Below are 17,358 nucleotides of genomic sequence, written 5' to 3' on the forward strand. Positions count from 1 at the left end.
GTGCTTGCTTTGAAACCTTGCGCATGGTGTGATTTTTTTATTTCTGTCTTGGCCCGTACACTCATATATATAGGAGTGTATGGAAGGTGGACGAGGGATCAGAATACCAAGTCCCACGGCCCAGGCTGGTCTAAGAGAGGCGAAGCGTCTGACTGCCGCCTGTGGTATTCCATTCGAATCTAGCCGAGGAGGTTGCATAGCTGTGTATTATTCCCGTAAGAAAGTGGAAGAGGTTCCCGAGGAATTGACCGAAGTCTGGTCGTGTACCAATGACGGCTGCAACGGATGGATGAGAGATAATTTTGCTTTTGCGGTTGAACCGACTTGTCAGCTCTGTCAATCGCCCATGACCAAGGAGGCCAGGATGCTTCCCCAGCTCGTTAACACCAATCAGGATCAGCGCGCTGTGAGGAATGCAGTTAAATAAAAGCTTGCCGGCCGGCAGCGGTTCTTTCCAAAGAACTGCTGCCGGCCGTTTGCTTAGTCTACTGGCTGTACCTGGCGAGCTCCACTCCTGTCAGACGGATAATATCAGCAATGCTTTGCTCCAATGAGTGAAGAGTCTGCTTGCGGGTGTTGACCTGTCCGCTTAGTACGAGGGCCTTGCTCAAGGACTTGTGCGAGCTGACGGCATCGCGCTTGCGAAGCGACTGCTTCACTGAACCCCACTCCGCAGCAAGCGATTTGGACAAGCTGCTGACGGCGCTCCGCTCCGCCTTCTTCTTGAGCTTCACTGCATCCATTCCCGCAAGCATGCCGCGCAGGCGCTTCTTACGCTCTGCTGCTTCTGTACGGGCGGCCTTCAGCTTCGCTTCCCTGTTCTTAATATCCTGCTTGGCAACCTGTACGGCTGGCTTGATCTGATCCGCTTGTGAGCGCAGGGCTGCGGCAAGCTCCTTTTGCCCGAAGGATTTGGCTGCTGCTGCCTGTTTGGCGAGTGAATCATAGAGTGCCAGCAGGGGCTTGTACCGCTGTTTGATTTGTTCCACTTCCTTCTTGGCGGAAGCAATTCTGGAGGCACCCACCTGCTGAATCTGCTTGCGCAGGGCGAGCAGCGCTTCCTCGCTGCTGTACTGCAGCGATTTAATAGTTTGGTCCAGACTTCTCTCCGTCTTCACCGAAGCGGCCAGCTGGTCATAGGTCTTCGATAGACTTGCGGCGAGCTCGGGGGCGGCTGTATCCATGGTTTTGTCGAGATTGGCGCGGACGGAAGCCGTGAATTCAATGGGAGCTGCGCCAGCCGGCTGCGGGATTGCGAGCAGAATGAGTATGACGCACAGGAGCCGTGCGCACGGTCTGTGCAGTGTTCGTAATGGCATGATATACCGTATACCTCCCTGTAATTTGGGTGAGATAAAGCAAACGGGCAGAATACACGAAAAAAAGCACCCGTAAGAGACGCCTTGTGGCGATTCTTACGGGTGCTTCCGTCGTAAGCCGTGCTTATTCATCTGCTGCAACTATAGCAGGCCCTTCCTAAGTCTGTCAAGAGCTTCCATCTGTTCATGTGGTTACTGGAGGAGGAACGCCGTCATGCGACGCGAGCAGCCTGCGGTACGGTTATTCTGCTGCCTGCGGTTCCGCTGCCTGATAGCCCTTCAGCTCAACCGTCACCTTCTCCATTACAGGCGGATCCTCTGGGCGGTCGCTGGCACCTGTCGGCAGATTGACAATGGCATCCACCATTTCCATCCCCTCCGTAACAGCTCCAAACGCGGCATACTTGCCATCCAGATGGGTGGCGTCCGCAACCATGATGAAGAACTGGGAACCGGCCGAATCATAAGACGAGCCTGAGCGTGCCATGGAGATTACCCCGCGGGTATGCTTCAGATTGTTCGAGTACCCGTTTGCGTTGAATTCTCCTTTGATGCTGTATCCCGGGCCCCCCTTGCCAGTACCTTCAGGGTCACCGCCCTGAATCATGAATCCGGGGATGACGCGGTGGAAGATCGTTCCGTTGTAGAAACCTTTGCTAGCAAGCGAGATGAAATTATCCACTGTATTCTTGGCGACCTCGGGGTACAGCTCCACCTTAATCGTGCCGCCGTCCTTCATCTGGATCGTAACGACTGGATGCGGTGCAGCCGGGTCGTAGGCATTGCGGCCGCTTTGCTCCGTAGTGGTCTCTGGTCTTGGCCCGCAGCCTGCGGCAGCCGCCAGAAGCAGCATAATTGCGGCCGCTATGAGGGGCTGGAACCATTTAAGTGTCTGTCTGTTCATGTCGTAAGTCCACCTTTTATTTGAAATATCAGCCGGTCCTATTATACGACTTGGCCGGGTATTGGTACAAATCAGCCGGACCCCGTCCATTCGAACAGGCAGAGGAAGCTTCGGGGCATATAATGAGTCATATACCTGCAAGAAGACGGGGGTGATTCAGCATGATAATCATGCATCCGGAGGCTCAGTATGTACAGCGGCTTATGGGTCAAGTGGTCGGTGTAACGCTGCGGGACGGACAATATTATATAGGCCGTATCGTAGGTGTGAAGGATGGGGAGCTTATTCTGGCTGGTTTGCGCGGCAACGGGCGTGTGACGGGCAAGGGAGGCAAACGGGACCAAGCTCAAATATCAGGCTTTCTCGGCTCGCTGCTGGGCGGAGCACTGGGTGCCCCAGCTGCCGCAGGAGCCGCCGGAGCCGCCGGTGCAGCCGGAGGAGCTTTACCCGGGATGTTTGGCATGGTTGGCAGAGCCTGGCCGACAATCAAGATCGGCTTTGGCATGCTGCGGTATATCTGGCCGCTTGTCGGCAGGTTTATTTTCAAGTAAGGGTGAGTGAAGATAGCGGGTAAGCCGTCAGTGCGCAAACGCTGGCGGTTTTCGCTGTGTGGATAAATAAGGATAATGGCATATAATAAACAAACTATGGAAGGGTTTTTATGCAGGAAAACAGACAGATATGTCGATATGCAGAAAATTGTAAAGGAATTATTAAGATTTTGTTGCGCTTCACCAGCCGACTTATTATTATGGAAATTGTGACTTAATGCCAATAGCCTTCGAACGATGTCGAATATTCAATTGGCGGCGCTGGATGAAATACAGCAGAAACGGAAACGATAGGCTTCAAAGCCAGGGTTTCTTTATTTTAGGGAGGCAGCGGAATGGATTGGCAGGAACTGATTTTTAAGTTTGTCGGAGGACTCGGTATATTCCTGTTCGGTATCAAGTATATGTCCGAGGGACTGCAGAAGACCGCAGGAGATAAGATGAGGAATCTGCTGGCGACCTACACGTCGAACCCGCTCCTGGGTGTGCTGGTGGGGATTGTGGTTACCATCCTGATTCAGACGTCAACCGGAACGACAGTTATGGCCATCGGGCTTATCAATGCAGGCCTTATGACACTTCGCCAAGCGATTGGTGTCATTATGGGGGCCAATATCGGCACCACGATGACAGCATTCATTGTCGGGATCAAGATTGAAAATTATGCGCTTCCGATTATCGGTGTTGGCGCGTTCTTGCTGTTCTTCATCGGCAAGAAGAAGGTTCAGTACATAGGCCAGATCATATTTGGCTTCGGCACACTCTTCCTGGGCCTTTCCACGATGGGCGGCGGGCTGAAGCCCCTGAGGGACCTGGAGATATTCACAAATTTCATGGTGGATTTGTCGCACAACTCCATTCTGGGTGTCTTAGTCGGCACGGTGTTTACAATGATTGTCCAGAGTTCGAGCGCTACCATCGGCATATTGCAGCAGATTGCTGACGAAGGCATGATTTCACTCCAGGCGGCCCTGCCAGTCCTGTTCGGCGATAACATCGGCACGACCATTACGGCTGTCCTAGCTTCCATTGGCGCGACGGTTGCGGCAAAGCGGGCAGCCCTGGTTCACGTAATATTCAACGTGTGCGGTACGATCATCTTCACGCTGGCACTGCCTATTGTGCATAATGTGGTGCTCTGGCTTGGCGAGGATGTCAATGTGCGTATGCAGATTGCATATGCACACGGCCTGTTTAATACGGCGAATACCTTGCTCTTCCTGCCTCTGATTCCGGTGCTGGCCTGGATTGTAACCCGGATCATCCCGGGCAGCATGCAGGAGCTGGAATTCAAGCCAAAGTTTCTGGACCAGCGCTTGCTGGCAACCCCGTCAGTTGCGCTCGGACAAGCTCAACATGAGATCATTCGTATGGGAGGCTACGCGCGGGAGACATTAAATGACGCGTCAACCTTCTTCTTCGGGCGTGATCCTAAGGTAGCGAACCTGGCGATGCAGAAGGAACAGCTGATTAATGAGCTGGACCGGAAGATTACTGAGTACATGGTAAAGATCCAGCAGAACGGGCTTCCTGAGGGTGAGTCCGAGAAGGCTTCAGTGCTGATGCAGACGATCAATGACATTGAACGGATCGGCGACCATGCCGAGAATATCGTGGAGCTGTCGGAGTTCAGTGTAACCAATAAGGTTGACTTCTCCGAGGATGCGATGCAGAATTTGCGGGACATGCTGGAGCTGGCGGACAAGACGGTCGAGCGCGCCTTGTATGCGCTTGAGCACCAGGACAGGGAAGCGGCTGAACAGGTGCTGGCTTATGAAGCGGAGCTGGACCGGATGGAGGTCATGTTCCGCAAGGGCCACATTCAGCGTCTGAACCAGAATCTGTGCACCGGCAATTCGGGTGCTGTGTTCCTGGATATCCTGAGCAATCTGGAGCGGGTGGGCGACCACAGCAAGAATATAGCACAGTATATTTTGTACGGGGAATAGAGAGTAGAAGTGACGCGTTTGCTGAGGCTGGCAGGCGCGTTACTTTTTTTTCCACATTTCGTGTAAGACTTCCGTAAAGAAGGTTGATATTGGAATTTCCCTGTGCTATTATGGGGCTATCCGAACGAGAACTCCCTTACAATTCACATGTTGTAAAAGGTGATCAGCTTGGATTGGTACCTTTTACAATATGTGAATTTTTTTATGCATGTTTAAAAAAGGACCATATTAATAACCCATTTGGAGGAATATCCATGCAAACAGGAACAGTGAAATGGTTTAATGCGGACAAGGGCTTCGGCTTCATCGAGGTTGAAGGCGGCAACGATGTATTCGTGCATTACAGCGCGATCACAGGCGATGGCTTCAAGACGCTGGACGAAGGCCAACGCGTGGAATTCAACGTTGTTCAAGGCAACCGCGGACCACAAGCTGAGAACGTTGTAAAGCTGTAATATCCTGCAACTCAAATCCGGGCTCTTTCCGCTACCTGCGGAGGAGCTCTTTTATATGTCTACGGGGTGGAAAATAAAGGGGGCATGGCAATAGGACCATGCTCCTTTTTGTGCTGCTCTGATAACAGTTCCGGTGGTCTATACGCTTGCTAGAAGCTGGTTGCTATAATAGAAGAATATAATGGCGGAGGTGACAAAGAGGTACAAACAAGGCAAATCACCGGATGACCGGATACCGGACTGCCGGCAGAAGAAACAGCATGAATAACAACAAGACACGGGAGGAATCGGTTTGAAAAACCAAACATCCAAACAAGGTGAACGGCTTTCCATTTTTATGAAAGCGCTATTCGTTGTGCCTCTTGTACTGACGCTGATCGTATCCGGCTTTTCAATGGAAGTTATGGCCGGTAAAGACAAGAAGGCGCCTACAGCACCTGCTTCGCTGCAGGCGTCGGGGGTCACGGATACGGCCGTCACGCTTGACTGGCGGCCCTCAAGTGATAATGTCGGAGTCGCAGGCTATTGGATCTATCAAGGTACGGCAATGGTCGCCACGACCAAGAACACCACCTTCACGGCGGCGGGACTGCTGCCTTCTACAACCTATTCGTTTGCTGTAAAAGCCGTCGATGCGGCAGGCAATGTCTCAGCCGCCAGTAACCGGGTGAGCGTTACCACGATGAGCGGGGTACAGGAACCAGCCCCGGAACCGGTACTTGAGCCAGTGCCGGCAGATGAGCCGGTTCAGCAGCCGCAGCAGGCTGTTATCGGCTACTATACGGGCTGGTCAACCTATTCGGGCAGGCAGGTTGCCGATTTGGACGGGTCCAAGCTGACGCATATCAATTATGCATTTGCCAATATCAGTCCAGACTATAAGGTTACACTTGGAGACTCCTATGCGGATGTGGAGAAGCGGTTCACCGGCGACCAGACCGGGCAGCCGTTCTACGGCAACTTTAATCAGCTGCTGAAGCTGAAGCAGCGCTATCCGCATTTGAAGACGTTTATATCCGTTGGAGGCTGGTCCTGGTCAGGACGGTTCTCCGACGCTGCACTTACGGATGCGTCCCGTACGGTATTTGCCAACAGCGCGGTTGAGTTTATCGTTAAGTACGGCTTCGACGGCGTCGACATTGATTGGGAGTATCCGGTAGTAGGCGGGGCGCCAGGCGGTGTCAAGAGGCCAGAGGACAAGCAGAACTTCACGCTCTTGATGCAGAAGCTCAGAGAGAAGCTGGATGAACAGGGCGCCCGAGACGGCAAGCAGTACCTGCTGAGCTTTGCGGGAGGAGCAGGAGCCTACTACGCTAATAATGTAGAGCTGGCGAAGCTGCAGGGCTATGCGGATTTCGTCAATATTATGAGCTATGACATCCATGGCCCGTGGGATTCCCGGACAGGCTTCAATGCCCCGCTGTATAAGGACCCGGCCAGCGTATTCGCCGGCGCGACAAGCGTCCACGACGCGGTCCAGCTGTATATCAAGGCGGGGGTTCCTGCGGCGAAGGTTGTCATGGGTGTGGCCTTCTACGGGTACAAGTATGATAATGTCGCGAATGTGAACGGTGGTCTTTACCAGACGTATTCGGGCTCTGCTGCTGTTACGTACTCGGAAATTACGGCCAATTATCTGAACAAAGGATATATCCGCTATTTCCACAAGGATTCACTTGTGCCGTATCTGTTCAACGGCTCGAGCTTCATCACCTATGATGATCCGGAGTCGATGAGAATCAAAGGAGAGTATGTACGGAACCAGAGTCTTGGAGGGGCCATGATTTGGGCGCTCAGCCAGGATACAGTCAGCGGGGAGCTGCTACAGGCACTTCACACAGGTATTCAGCCATAATTCTATTATCCGCGTTTAACCAAAAGGGATGTCCACAAGTCATAACGACTTAGGGACATCCCTTCTTCGTCTCGCTTCCTGTTATTGGCGTGGCGGCTGAATGCTGATTCTGAAGGGGCAAGAAGACGAATCATGCATGCTTAGAACACGGCTTTCAACAATAATTGTGAGAAAAATAACAGGGGTCTAAACGCTTATTCTCTCGCTAATATATAACGGCATTCGACAGAAAATATTCAGATTGACGGGTCTTTAGATGCAAAGCAGATAGGCTATATTGAACTGATAATGATAATCATTTACAATCTTCTCAACTCTGAATGAGAGTGTTTAACCGGGTTAACCGGAAGGAGCCATGCATAACCGGAAGGGGAGAATTTATAGATGCCAGATAATGCGTATTATCTGGAAAGCCAGACGCGCAGAGAATCGAATGCGCGTTCATATCCGCGCCGGATCCCGGTCGCTATCCGGGAAGCGCGGGGCATCCATGTCACAGATGCGGACGGCAGGACATACCTGGACTGCTTGTCGGGAGCGGGAACACTGGCGCTCGGACATAACCACCCTGTTGTGGTAGAAGCACTGAGGCAGGCGCTGGACTCGTCGCTTCCGCTTCATACGCTGGATCTCACCACACCTGTCAAGGAACAGTTTGTGGATGAGCTGTTCAGCCAGCTGCCGCCTGAGTTCGCGAAACGGGCCAAAATCCAGTTCTGCGGCCCGTCAGGAGCCGACGCTGTGGAAGCGGCGGTCAAGCTGGTGAAGACAGCGACAGGCAGACGAACAATGGCTGCTTTTCACGGGGGCTATCACGGCATGACAAACGGGGCACTCAGTCTGACCGGCGCGCTGCATGCGAAGCAGCATGTGCCAGGGCTGATGCCGGATGTGCATTTCCTGCCTTACCCGTATACGTATCGTTGTCCATTTGGTCTGGGCGGCGAGCAGGGGCATGAGGTGGGTTCCAAATATGTGGAACGGGTCTTCGCTGATCCGTCCAGCGGCATACTGCCGCCAGCGGGTGTGATCGTGGAGGCCGTTCAGGGGGAAGGCGGGGTCATCCCGGCCCCGGCGCCGTGGCTGCGCGAGCTTCGCAGAATAACGACCGGGCAGCAGATCCCACTTATTCTGGATGAGGTTCAAACGGGAATCGGACGGACGGGAGCCTTCCTGGCATTCGAGCATGCGGGTATAACCCCGGATGTCATTGTGCTGTCCAAGGCAATTGGCGGGAGCCTGCCGCTGGCCGTGGTGGTCTATGATGAATCGCTGGATAGTTGGGAGCCGGGCGCGCATGCGGGAACGTTCCGCGGCAATCAGCTGGCGATGGCCGCCGGGCTGGCGGTGATCCGCTATATTCGTGAGAACGGGCTGGCATTGTACGCTGAGCAGGTTGGCGGAGTGCTCCGCAGGAAGCTTGAAGCTGTTCAGTCGGATACCGGCTGCATAGGAGAAGTTAGGGGCAAGGGGCTGATGCTGGGCGCGGAAATCGTAGACCGCCGGCTGCCGCCTGACTGTATCGGCAGCTATCCGCAGCATCCAGAGCTGGCAAGAAGCGTGCAGCGTCACTGCCTGGCGAGAGGGCTCATTCTGGAGCTTGGCGGGCGCTATGATTCGGTCGTCCGGTTCCTCCCGCCGCTTACGGTGACGGAAGAGCAGATTGAAGAGATCGCTGCTATATTTCATGATGCTGTGCTTGCAGCTGAACGGGAAGCAATGGAGCCCGCAGGGGCAATGGGATGAAGGGTGACAACAATATGAGTTCAGACATCTTTAAGCAGCCGTTATTTTTGCATTCAAGCGAGTCTTCTCAAGCGGCATACCGGGCCATGATGTCAGGCGCTGCCGATGTGCTGGTGAGGCATTACGCCGGACTGGAGCAGCCGTACAGCGGGCTGGGACCGGATGTGCTGGAGAGACTGATCGGGAATATCGAGGTGTGTCCCGAGGAAGAAGGCATGCCAATGCCGGAGCTGCTGGAGCTGATGGGCTCGGCGGTGCTGCGGAATTCCGCGATTGTGACCGACCCGCTCTGCATTGCGCATCTGCACTGCCCGCCGCTCATGCCAGCGCTTGCCGCGGAGGCACTGATCGCCGCATCCAATCAGTCGATGGATTCCTGGGATCAGAGCATGGCGGCTACCCTGCTGGAAGAGAAGCTGATTCGCTGGCTGAATGAGCTGCTCGGGTACGGCCAGCATGCGGACGGCGTCTTCACAAGCGGCGGAACACAGTCGAATTTCATGGGTATTATGCTTGCCCGTGACCATTATGCACTGGAACGCTGGGGATGGAATGTACAGCAGCAGGGGCTGCCGCCGGAAGCAGGCAGGCTGCGGCTGCTGTGCTCGGAGGAAGCGCATTTCTCAGTTAAGCAGGCGGCCTCTCTGCTGGGTCTAGGTCATCAGGCGGTTGTGCCGGTCAAAACCGATGCAAGGCGGCGCATGTGTCCATTGCGTCTCGAGGAGACAATAGCCAGATTGGTGAGCGAAGGCTTGTATCCATTCGCCATTGTGGCGACGGCGGGCACGACGGATTACGCGGCTGTTGATCCGCTTTCCGCGATCGCGGAGATTGCAGCGCGGCATGGCATCTGGCTGCATGTAGATGCCGCTTACGGCGGCGCGCTCGCCCTAAGCAGCCAGTATGGCGGACTGCTGGATGGTATCGGAGGTGCGGACTCGATTACGGTTGATTTTCACAAGCTCTTCTTTCAGCCGATCAGCTGCGGGGCATTCCTGCTCCGTGACAAGCGGCGCTTCCGCCTGCTGCGGCTGACGGCGGATTATCTGAATCCCGAGGATGAGGAAGGGACAGGACCGCCTAACCTCGTTGTAAAGTCGGTTCAGACGACCCGGCGCTTCGACGCCCTTAAGCTGTATATGTCACTGAAGCATGTGGGCCGGCGGCAGTTCGGGGAGCTGGTCGACCGTACGATCCGGACGGCAAAGGCTGCTGCAGAGCTGATTCGCAGGGAATCCTGCTTCACCTTAATGGCGGATCCGGTCATCAATACGGTGGTGTTTGCTTACCGGCCGCAGCTGGCTGAAGGGCGCTTCGCTGGACAGTCTGCTTCATCAGGAACCGGGCTTACTGCCGCAGATCAGCTGAACCTGACGATTCGGGAACGGCTGCTAGCCGAAGGGACTGGCGTGATCGCGAGAACGAAGTCGGACGGCCGGGTATGTCTAAAGCTGACGATCTTAAATCCCTTGACGGGGCCGCAGCATATCACGGTTTTACTGGAGAGAATCCGGACAATTGGATGGGAGCTTGAGACGGAAATTCCAAACGGAAAGGAGACAGTGGCGAGATGATGGATGCGGTGCAGGTCGCGGGACAAGCGGCAATGCAGGGATTGCTGAACTGTTATATAAGGGAGACGGGGGAAGGGAAGTGGCTGACGTCCCGTGAAGACGGGGCGTCAGAGGAGCTGCAGCTGCTGCTTCCGAGGCAGCAGATTGAAGTACGGGCAGCAGCCGGTTACCGCTCGCCTACAGGAAGACATCTGTTTCACAGCTTCCGCTATCGTGCAGGCGATGCTTGGGTGGAAGCCGATTATATGACGCTCGCTGCCCTGCTGTACAAGGAGCTCGCCCCGGAAGGGTCAGCGTCAGCGGTTCACCGCGAAGAACTGATGCTGCGCACAATCCAAAGCTGCCAGAACGTGGCGGCATTCGCACAAGCGCGCGGCGTGGACAGAGAAGAGCTATACGGTGAAGCGTTCGATTTCATCCAAGCGGAGCAGTCGCTGGTGTTCGGTCACCTGATCCACCCGACGCCGAAGAGCCGTCAGGGAATTGAAGGTGAAGCCCGAATCGATTATTCGCCTGAGATGAAAGGAAGCTTCCAGCTGCATCTGTTCCGGGCTCATGCCTCGATCGTGCAGGAGGACTCGGCATTGCCGCAGTCAGCTACAGAGCTGGTGAAGGAGCAGTACCGCAGGGATCCGGCGGCAGACCCGGCTTTCGTCGCAGCATATTGCGGTCAGGACGACTGGTCCCTGCTGCCGGTCCATCCGCTGCAGGCCGCGTGGCTGCTGGAGCAGCCGCATGTACAGGCTTGGCTTGCCGAAGGCGTGCTGCAGAATCTGGGGCCAGCGGGCAGTGCCTGGCAGGCGACCTCCTCGTTAAGAACCGTCTATCATCCGGATGCGGATTACATGATCAAGGGCTCAATCCCGGTTAAGGTGACGAATTCGCTGCGGGTTAACCTGACGAAGGAGCTGGACCGGGGGGTGGAGGTATCCAGACTGCTCCAGGCGGGCCTTGGCGAGCTGAAGGAACGTTTTCCCCGCTTCCGCATCATTGGCGATCCGGCATATCTGACCTTGAAGCGCCCCGGGTATGAGGAGTCGGGCTTCGAGCTTGTGCTGCGCGACAATCCGTTCCGGGGCAATAGAGCGCAGGGGGCGACACTAATAGCAGGACTCGGCCAGGACCCGCTGCCGGGCAGCACCAGCAGGATCGGCGTGCTGATCCGCTCCATAGCCGAGCGTGAAGGCCGGACAACAGCTGAGGTAAGCCTGGACTGGTTCCGCCGCTACATGAATGTGTCGCTGCGCCCTATGCTTTGGCTGTACATGACATGGGGAATTGCGCTGGAAGCCCATCAGCAGAACAGCGTTGTCCAGCTGGAGGAGGGCTACCCGAGCCGGTTCTATTACCGGGATAACCAGGGCTACTATTTCTGCCGCTCTACAGCTCATCTGCTGGAGCGTGAGCTTCCGGGCGTTGGAGAGAAGAGCCAGACCGTCTGTGATGATGCGGTGGCCGATGAGCGGCTTCGGTATTACTTGTTCTACAACCATCTATTCGGACTGATCAACGGCTTCGGTACGGCCGGGCTGATTGACGAGCGTCTGCTGCTTGCCGAGCTGCGGACCGCGCTTGAACGCTTCAAGCCGTTCGACCGCGAGCCTTCGGGACTGCTGGACAGCCTGCTGCAGGAGCCGGTGCTTCCCTGCAAGGCCAATCTGCTGACCAGGCTGCATGATATGGATGAACTGGCAGGCGCGATGGAGACGCAGTCGGTATATGTACCGATCGATAACCCGCTCGTAAAGGAGGTCGGATTATATGACGATGGCGCCAGTGTTCCAGCTGGAGCATCCGGGGATCGGGAAGACGATCGCCTTCCGTCCGGTGTCGCTGGAGCTTGACTTTGACCGGCTGCTCAAGTGGCAGCATGAGCCGCATGTCATTCCGTACTGGAGGCTTAATATTCCGGCGGAGCAGTACCGTGAGCATCTGGAGGCCTTCCTCGCCAACCGCAATCAAACCTTGTATATCGGCATGCTGGACGGCGAGCCGATGAGCTACTTTGAATCGTATTGGGCCGCTGGTGATATCATCGGGCGGTATTATGAAGCCGGGGAACAGGATCAGGGGGTTCATCTGCTGATCGGACCGCCGGACTATCTGGGCAAGGGCTATGCGCTTCCGCTGCTGCATGCGATGGTACACTTCCAGTTCGGTCATGCTGCGACGGAAAACATTGTAGCCGAGCCGGATATCCGCAACAGCAAGATGATTCATATCTTCAAGCGCTGCGGCTTCCGCTTCGAACGCGAGGTGGAGCTGCCGGACAAGACGGCGGCACTGATGTTCTGCAGCCGTCAAGATTTTGAGAGGAGCTGGACAGCTGATGATCAACCCGCAATCGGATGAACAGGAGCTTCTCCGCTCTGAACAGGCTGATGTGCCGGAGGGGGAGCCTTATGATCTGCTCGGCATCGGGATCGGACCCTTCAACCTTGGGCTTGCCGCGCTGCTGCAGAAGACGGATGTAAAGGCGGTATTCTGCGAGCGGAAGCCGCAGTTTGACTGGCATTCCGGCATGCTGCTGGAAGGGACGACGCTGCAGGTGCCTTTCTTCGCCGACCTGGTGACGATGGCTGACCCGACTCACCCGCTTAGTTATTTGAACTATCTGCACGAGCATGGGAGGCTGTATCACTTTTATTTTCTGGAGCGCTTCCATATCCCGCGCAGGGAATATAATCACTACTGCCAGTGGGCAGCATCCAAGCTGCCCAGCTGCCGGTTCGGCAGCGAGGTCGCCGATGTCCGGCTCGTGGAGCGCGGTGGCGTGAAGCTGTTCGAAGCCGTCATCCGCGATACGGCAAGCGGCGCGGCGCACCGCGTTCTGGCCCGCGATCTGGTGCTCGGCGTAGGCAGTGTGCCGCATGTGCCAAGGCCGATGAGCGGCTTCGGCATAACAGAGGGTGTGCTCCATGCGGCGGATTACCTTAAGCACCGGGAACGCTGCTTGTCCGCGTGCAAGGTGACGGTTATCGGCTCGGGCCAGAGTGCCGGGGAGGTGTTCCTCGATCTGCTGCAGGAGCAGCGCAATTACGGCTACCGCCTGGACTGGCTGACACGGTCGAAGGGCTTCCTGCCGATGGAATATTCCAAGCTGGGGCTTGAGCATTTCTCACCTGATTACACGTCCTACTTCTATAACCTGCCTGCGGCGGTGAAGGACCGTGTTCGCGCCAGCCAAGATCTGCTGTACAAGGGGATCAGCGCGAAGACAATCGCCGATATCTACGATCAGCTGTATGAAGCCGGGGTAGGCGGCGGCCAGCCGGATGTCGGCCTGCTGGCCCTGACAGAGGTCGAAGGCATTCAGCTGGCTGCAGGTGAGGATGCGGCACAATGCCGCCTGACCTGCCGGCATGTCGAGCAGGACAGGACTTTTAGTCATGACAGCGAGATTGTCATTCTGGCAACCGGGTACCGCCATGCCGTCCCAGGCTGTCTGGAACCGCTGCGCGGTCTGCTGGCGTGGGATGAACAGGAACGGTTCGAGGTGACAGAGGACTACCGGCTCGTCTGGAAGGACCACGAGGTGGCGAACCGGATCTACGTGCAAAACGGCGAGCTGCATACTCATGGTGTCGGCGCGCCGGACCTCGGGCTTGGTGCTCACCGCAACAGTGTCATTATCAACGGGCTTACAGGACAGACCGTCTACCCGCTGCGCAAGCGGAATGTGTTTCAGCAGTTTGGGCTTCAGGAGGCGGAACATACAGCGGCTGCCGCAGCGGAACTGCATGGTGAAGCAGCTGGGGGAACCGGCAGAACAGGCGCCAGTACGCCGGAAGCTGCCGGAGCCGCGGGCGAAGGGAGCGGGAAGACATGAGCGGGCTTGTGAACCCGCCCGCTGCAGAGGGAGCTGCAGCAGAGGCTGGGGCAGCCAGCCGGGAAAACGGCGGCAGCAGTCGGCCAGCCGCTGCAGCTGACGCTTACACAGCAGTCAGGCGGCGGGTATTCCGGCAGCTGATTGAATCCGTCTTGTACGAAGGCATTGTGGCGGCGGACAAGGAGCAGGCGGACAGCAGCGATAGCACGCTGTTCCGGCTGCATGGCTTTACAGCCGGCGCAGAGCCGGTGGTATATGAATGCCGGGGCAGAATCACCTCTTCCTTCGGACGTATTCGTCTCGATCATACGCCTGTCCTGAGAAGGGCAGGGCAATCCGTGAAGGAGGCGGAGTCGTTAGCGGCCTTCGTCGAGGAGGTGCTAGGCAGGACTGAAGCGGACAGCTTGAAGTTGTCCGCATTTGCCGGTGAAGTGGAGCAGACTCTGCTGCATGACACAGTGGCTTATGAGGAGCGGATCAGCCGCGGACTGCGGCTTGGGGAGCTGGACTATGATGCGCTGGAGAGCGGTGCGCTGAACGATGGCCATCCCTATCATCCGGCTTACAAATCCCGCATCGGGTTCGACCCGGCAGATAACCGTGCCTTCGGTCCGGAGTTTCGGACCTCTATTACGCTAATGTGGGCTGCGGTGCGGCTGGCGGATGCCGTGGCGGTAATAGACAGCGAGGCTGGAAGTCTTGAGGAGCTGTGGCGTCAGGAACTGGGTGAGATTGTCCTGCAGCAGTTCCGGCATAGACTGATGGAGGAGGGTTGCGACCCGGCCGCCTATGTGCTGCTGCCCATCCATCCGTGGCAGTGGCGGGAGCATATCAGCCGGCTGTTCCTTGCTGAAATCCGCAGCGGACGAATCATCCCGCTTGGTGAAGCAGGCAGCAGTTACCTCCCGCAGCAGTCGATCCGTACACTCGCTAACCGGATAGACGCTGGCAAGCCCTATGTGAAGCTGTCGCTGAACCTGATTAATACATCGAGCAGCCGCCAGCTGCTTCCTTTGTTCGTCGAGAATGCGCCAGTTGTAACCCGCTGGCTGAAACGGGCGGCGGCACAAGACCGGTACCTGACAGAGGAAGCGCGGCTTATTCTGCTTGGTGAATTTGCGGGTGTGTCGTACGCGGCGCCGGATCAGGCAGCCGCTGGGCTCCTGGCAGCGCAGAAGAGAGGTGCGCTCGGCTGCATCTGGCGGGAGAGTCTCTCCGCCTATCTTCAGGAAGGAGAGACAGCGGTGCCGTTCACAGCGCTCTGTGCGATGGAGGCAGATGGCCGGCCCTATATCTCATCCTGGCTTTCGGAGTATGGAGTGGACCAGTGGGTGGAGCAGCTGATGGAAGCCTGCGTCCTGCCGGTCGTGCATCTGGCGGTTGTTCAGGGGATTGCGCTGGAAGCCCATGCCCAGAACATGGTGCTGGTTCACCGGGATGGCCGCCCTGTCCGGGCAGCTTTGAAGGATTTTCACGAGGATGTGCTGTTCTACCGCCCGGGGCTGCTGCATCCTGAACTGTGTCCGCCGTTTACAGAGGATACCGGGTTTGAAGCGGAGAGGATCGAGCAGATCCGCTATCTGACGCTTGGCGCTTTATTTTTCATTAATCTTAGCGAGCTTGCCCTGCTCCTGGCCGAGCAGTTGGGCTATGAAGAAGGCAGGTTCTGGGATATTGCGGCCGGGTCGCTGCTGCAGCATATGGAACGCTTCCCTGAATACGCAGACCGCTTCCAAGCTGTGAACCTGTTCGCTGAGACGACCAGGGTGGAGCAGCTGACGAAGCGCCGTCTGTATCCAGAGGGGCTTAGCTTGATGCATGAGGTGCCAAATCCGCTGTATGCAGCGGCGAGAAGGAGGGGGATTCATGCTGACCGCAGGACGGGAGCATATCGGAAGGCTGGCGTTTGAGAGACGCTGGAGCAGTTACCGCAGTCATGAAGCGCTGGGCAGCCCGGCGGGCAGGAGGTTCGCCCTCTGTGTGAAGGACCCGGCAGAGCTGGTAGCTATCGTGATGTATCTGCGGGAGACGGATGGCTCCGCGCTGCTGCTGCATGGCGGTATGCCGCTGGAGACGGCACTGTCTCATGCCCGCAGGGCAGGTTGCTGCGGACTAGTATACGAAGAAGCCGAGACTTATCTGTCTGTCGAAGGTATTATGGGATACGCAGAGAGCAACCATGGCGGGTGCGGCGGCAAGCCGTCGCTGTTCCAATACAGCTCCGGCACGACCGGTGAGCCGAAGCTGATCGGCCGCAGCTGGGAAGAGATCAGCGCAGAGCTTGCCGCCTATAACGAAGCGCTTCAGGCCGACCCGTCATGGAAGCCGGTCGTATTAGCTTCTGTCAGCCACTCTTATGGGCTGCTGTGCGGCGTACTGGCTTCCCTGGCAAGAGGCAGCGAGCCGACGGTGGTGCCGAATACGAATCCGAAGCTTGCGCTTGGCATCATCCGGGACACACCGGCCCATCTGGTCTATGCCGTTCCGCTCCAGCTTCATCTGCTGGCTTCGCTCGCGGCAGGCGGGCAGCGGTTCCACCGGCTTATGACTTCAGGAGCGCCGCTGCCAGCGCCGCTGTGGGAACAGCTTGTGCAGCGCTCGGATGCCGTGCTGCAGCAGTACGGCTGCTCGGAGGCGGGCTGCCTGACGATCAGCCGGGGGATGCTGGCGCCGGGTGATATCGGCCAGCCGCTGCCGCATGTGCAGCTGACTGCCGGTCCCCAGTCGGATTCTCCAGGCGAGCTCATCGCAGATATCGGAAGCCGGATCATTCGAACGGGTGACGTGGGTTACAGGAATGAACAGGGTCATATCATGCTGATGGGCCGCGCTGATGATGTGATTAATATCGGAGGCTTGATGGTTTATCCGACCGAGGTGGAGGATACGCTCCTGCGAATGAAGGGTGTGCGCGAAGCGGTAGTCTACCGCGGCAGGCATCCGGTCATGGGCGAGATGGTGAAGGCGCAGGTTGCAGCTGATCCCGGAGTGACGCCGGAGATGATTCGCGCATGGTGTCTGCAGCAGCTGGCGCCTTATCAGGTGCCCGGCGCAGTCGCATGTGTAAGCAGCATCGAGAAGAACGGAAACGGCAAAGTAAGCCGTAAATTACTGGAAGCAAAGGAGGCGGCATTGTGAACCGGGAGCAGCTGAAGGAGAGGCTGCAGGAGCTGATA

Annotated in this window: 14 protein-coding genes; 12 read left to right on the plus strand and 2 right to left on the minus strand. The window is 56.8% G+C overall.

The window, feature by feature from the left end; genetic code table 11:
• Window positions 1-202: 202 nt before the first annotated feature.
• Window positions 203-427 carry a cold-shock protein gene (locus tag DNH61_RS26395; RefSeq protein WP_181438691.1) on the plus strand — a complete coding sequence of 75 codons (225 nt, stop codon included), beginning with the start codon at window positions 203-205 and terminating at the stop codon, window positions 425-427.
• A gap of 58 nt (window positions 428-485) precedes the next feature.
• On the opposite strand, the gene DNH61_RS12690 is transcribed toward DNH61_RS26395, so the two are convergent.
• Complete coding sequence (locus DNH61_RS12690) at window positions 486-1,319, minus strand: hypothetical protein (RefSeq protein WP_111147020.1); 834 nt, start codon at window positions 1,317-1,319, stop codon at window positions 486-488.
• Between the two features lie 241 nt (window positions 1,320-1,560).
• Window positions 1,561-2,223: a peptidylprolyl isomerase gene (locus tag DNH61_RS12695; protein ID WP_111147021.1), complete on the minus strand. Its 663-nt coding sequence runs from the start codon at window positions 2,221-2,223 to the stop codon at window positions 1,561-1,563.
• Window positions 2,224-2,384: 161 nt separating this feature from the next.
• On the opposite strand from DNH61_RS12695, the gene DNH61_RS12700 reads away from it, so the two are divergent.
• The 11 genes from DNH61_RS12700 (at window position 2,385) to DNH61_RS12750 (ending at window position 17,320) form a co-directional block, all read left to right on the plus strand.
• Window positions 2,385-2,774 carry a hypothetical protein gene (locus DNH61_RS12700; protein ID WP_111147022.1) on the plus strand — a complete coding sequence of 130 codons (390 nt, stop codon included), beginning with the start codon at window positions 2,385-2,387 and terminating at the stop codon, window positions 2,772-2,774.
• A gap of 335 nt (window positions 2,775-3,109) precedes the next feature.
• Window positions 3,110-4,723: a Na/Pi cotransporter family protein gene (locus DNH61_RS12705; protein WP_111147023.1), complete on the plus strand. Its 1,614-nt coding sequence runs from the start codon at window positions 3,110-3,112 to the stop codon at window positions 4,721-4,723.
• A gap of 254 nt (window positions 4,724-4,977) precedes the next feature.
• Entirely contained in the window at window positions 4,978-5,178 is a 201-nt protein-coding gene (locus tag DNH61_RS12710) for a cold-shock protein (RefSeq protein WP_111147024.1), read from the plus strand.
• A gap of 292 nt (window positions 5,179-5,470) precedes the next feature.
• Entirely contained in the window at window positions 5,471-7,033 is a 1,563-nt protein-coding gene (locus tag DNH61_RS12715; protein WP_111147025.1) for a glycosyl hydrolase family 18 protein, read from the plus strand.
• A 384-nt stretch (window positions 7,034-7,417) separates the two neighbouring features.
• Window positions 7,418-8,779: a diaminobutyrate--2-oxoglutarate transaminase gene (locus tag DNH61_RS12720; RefSeq protein WP_111147026.1), complete on the plus strand. Its 1,362-nt coding sequence runs from the start codon at window positions 7,418-7,420 to the stop codon at window positions 8,777-8,779.
• 14 nt (window positions 8,780-8,793) lie between these two features.
• Window positions 8,794-10,353: a pyridoxal phosphate-dependent decarboxylase family protein gene (locus tag DNH61_RS12725; RefSeq protein ID WP_181438692.1), complete on the plus strand. Its 1,560-nt coding sequence runs from the start codon at window positions 8,794-8,796 to the stop codon at window positions 10,351-10,353.
• Entirely contained in the window at window positions 10,350-12,197 is a 1,848-nt protein-coding gene (locus DNH61_RS12730; protein ID WP_111147028.1) for an IucA/IucC family protein, read from the plus strand. Before DNH61_RS12725 ends, DNH61_RS12730 begins: the two co-directional genes overlap by 4 nt.
• A complete protein-coding gene (locus tag DNH61_RS12735) occupies window positions 12,115-12,705 on the plus strand; it encodes a GNAT family N-acetyltransferase (protein ID WP_111147029.1) in 591 nt (196 codons plus the stop codon). Before DNH61_RS12730 ends, DNH61_RS12735 begins: the two co-directional genes overlap by 83 nt.
• Window positions 12,683-14,182, plus strand: coding sequence for a lysine N(6)-hydroxylase/L-ornithine N(5)-oxygenase family protein (locus DNH61_RS12740; RefSeq protein WP_111147030.1), 1,500 nt, complete (start codon window positions 12,683-12,685; stop codon window positions 14,180-14,182). The genes DNH61_RS12735 and DNH61_RS12740 overlap by 23 nt, the downstream gene beginning before the upstream one ends.
• A complete protein-coding gene (locus DNH61_RS12745; protein ID WP_111147031.1) occupies window positions 14,179-16,092 on the plus strand; it encodes an IucA/IucC family protein in 1,914 nt (637 codons plus the stop codon). Before DNH61_RS12740 ends, DNH61_RS12745 begins: the two co-directional genes overlap by 4 nt.
• A complete protein-coding gene (locus tag DNH61_RS12750) occupies window positions 16,049-17,320 on the plus strand; it encodes an AMP-binding protein (protein ID WP_111147032.1) in 1,272 nt (423 codons plus the stop codon). Before DNH61_RS12745 ends, DNH61_RS12750 begins: the two co-directional genes overlap by 44 nt.
• Window positions 17,321-17,358: the final 38 nt, after the last annotated feature.

This window comes from Paenibacillus sambharensis, from assembly GCF_003233845.1.
Lineage (GTDB): Bacteria > Bacillota > Bacilli > Paenibacillales > Paenibacillaceae > Paenibacillus_I > Paenibacillus_I sambharensis.

Coding starts and splice junctions, on each gene's coding strand:
- DNH61_RS12690 (WP_111147020.1), bottom strand. CDS start 1,319: ATGCCATTACGAACACTGCACAGACCGTGCGCACGGCTCCTGTGCGTC.
- DNH61_RS12695 (WP_111147021.1), bottom strand. CDS start 2,223: ATGAACAGACAGACACTTAAATGGTTCCAGCCCCTCATAGCGGCCGCA.
- DNH61_RS12700 (WP_111147022.1), top strand. CDS start 2,385: ATGATAATCATGCATCCGGAGGCTCAGTATGTACAGCGGCTTATGGGT.
- DNH61_RS12705 (WP_111147023.1), top strand. CDS start 3,110: ATGGATTGGCAGGAACTGATTTTTAAGTTTGTCGGAGGACTCGGTATA.
- DNH61_RS12710 (WP_111147024.1), top strand. CDS start 4,978: ATGCAAACAGGAACAGTGAAATGGTTTAATGCGGACAAGGGCTTCGGC.
- DNH61_RS12720 (WP_111147026.1), top strand. CDS start 7,418: ATGCCAGATAATGCGTATTATCTGGAAAGCCAGACGCGCAGAGAATCG.
- DNH61_RS12725 (WP_181438692.1), top strand. CDS start 8,794: ATGAGTTCAGACATCTTTAAGCAGCCGTTATTTTTGCATTCAAGCGAG.
- DNH61_RS12730 (WP_111147028.1), top strand. CDS start 10,350: ATGATGGATGCGGTGCAGGTCGCGGGACAAGCGGCAATGCAGGGATTG.
- DNH61_RS12735 (WP_111147029.1), top strand. CDS start 12,115: ATGACGATGGCGCCAGTGTTCCAGCTGGAGCATCCGGGGATCGGGAAG.
- DNH61_RS12740 (WP_111147030.1), top strand. CDS start 12,683: ATGATCAACCCGCAATCGGATGAACAGGAGCTTCTCCGCTCTGAACAG.
- DNH61_RS12745 (WP_111147031.1), top strand. CDS start 14,179: ATGAGCGGGCTTGTGAACCCGCCCGCTGCAGAGGGAGCTGCAGCAGAG.
- DNH61_RS12750 (WP_111147032.1), top strand. CDS start 16,049: ATGCTGACCGCAGGACGGGAGCATATCGGAAGGCTGGCGTTTGAGAGA.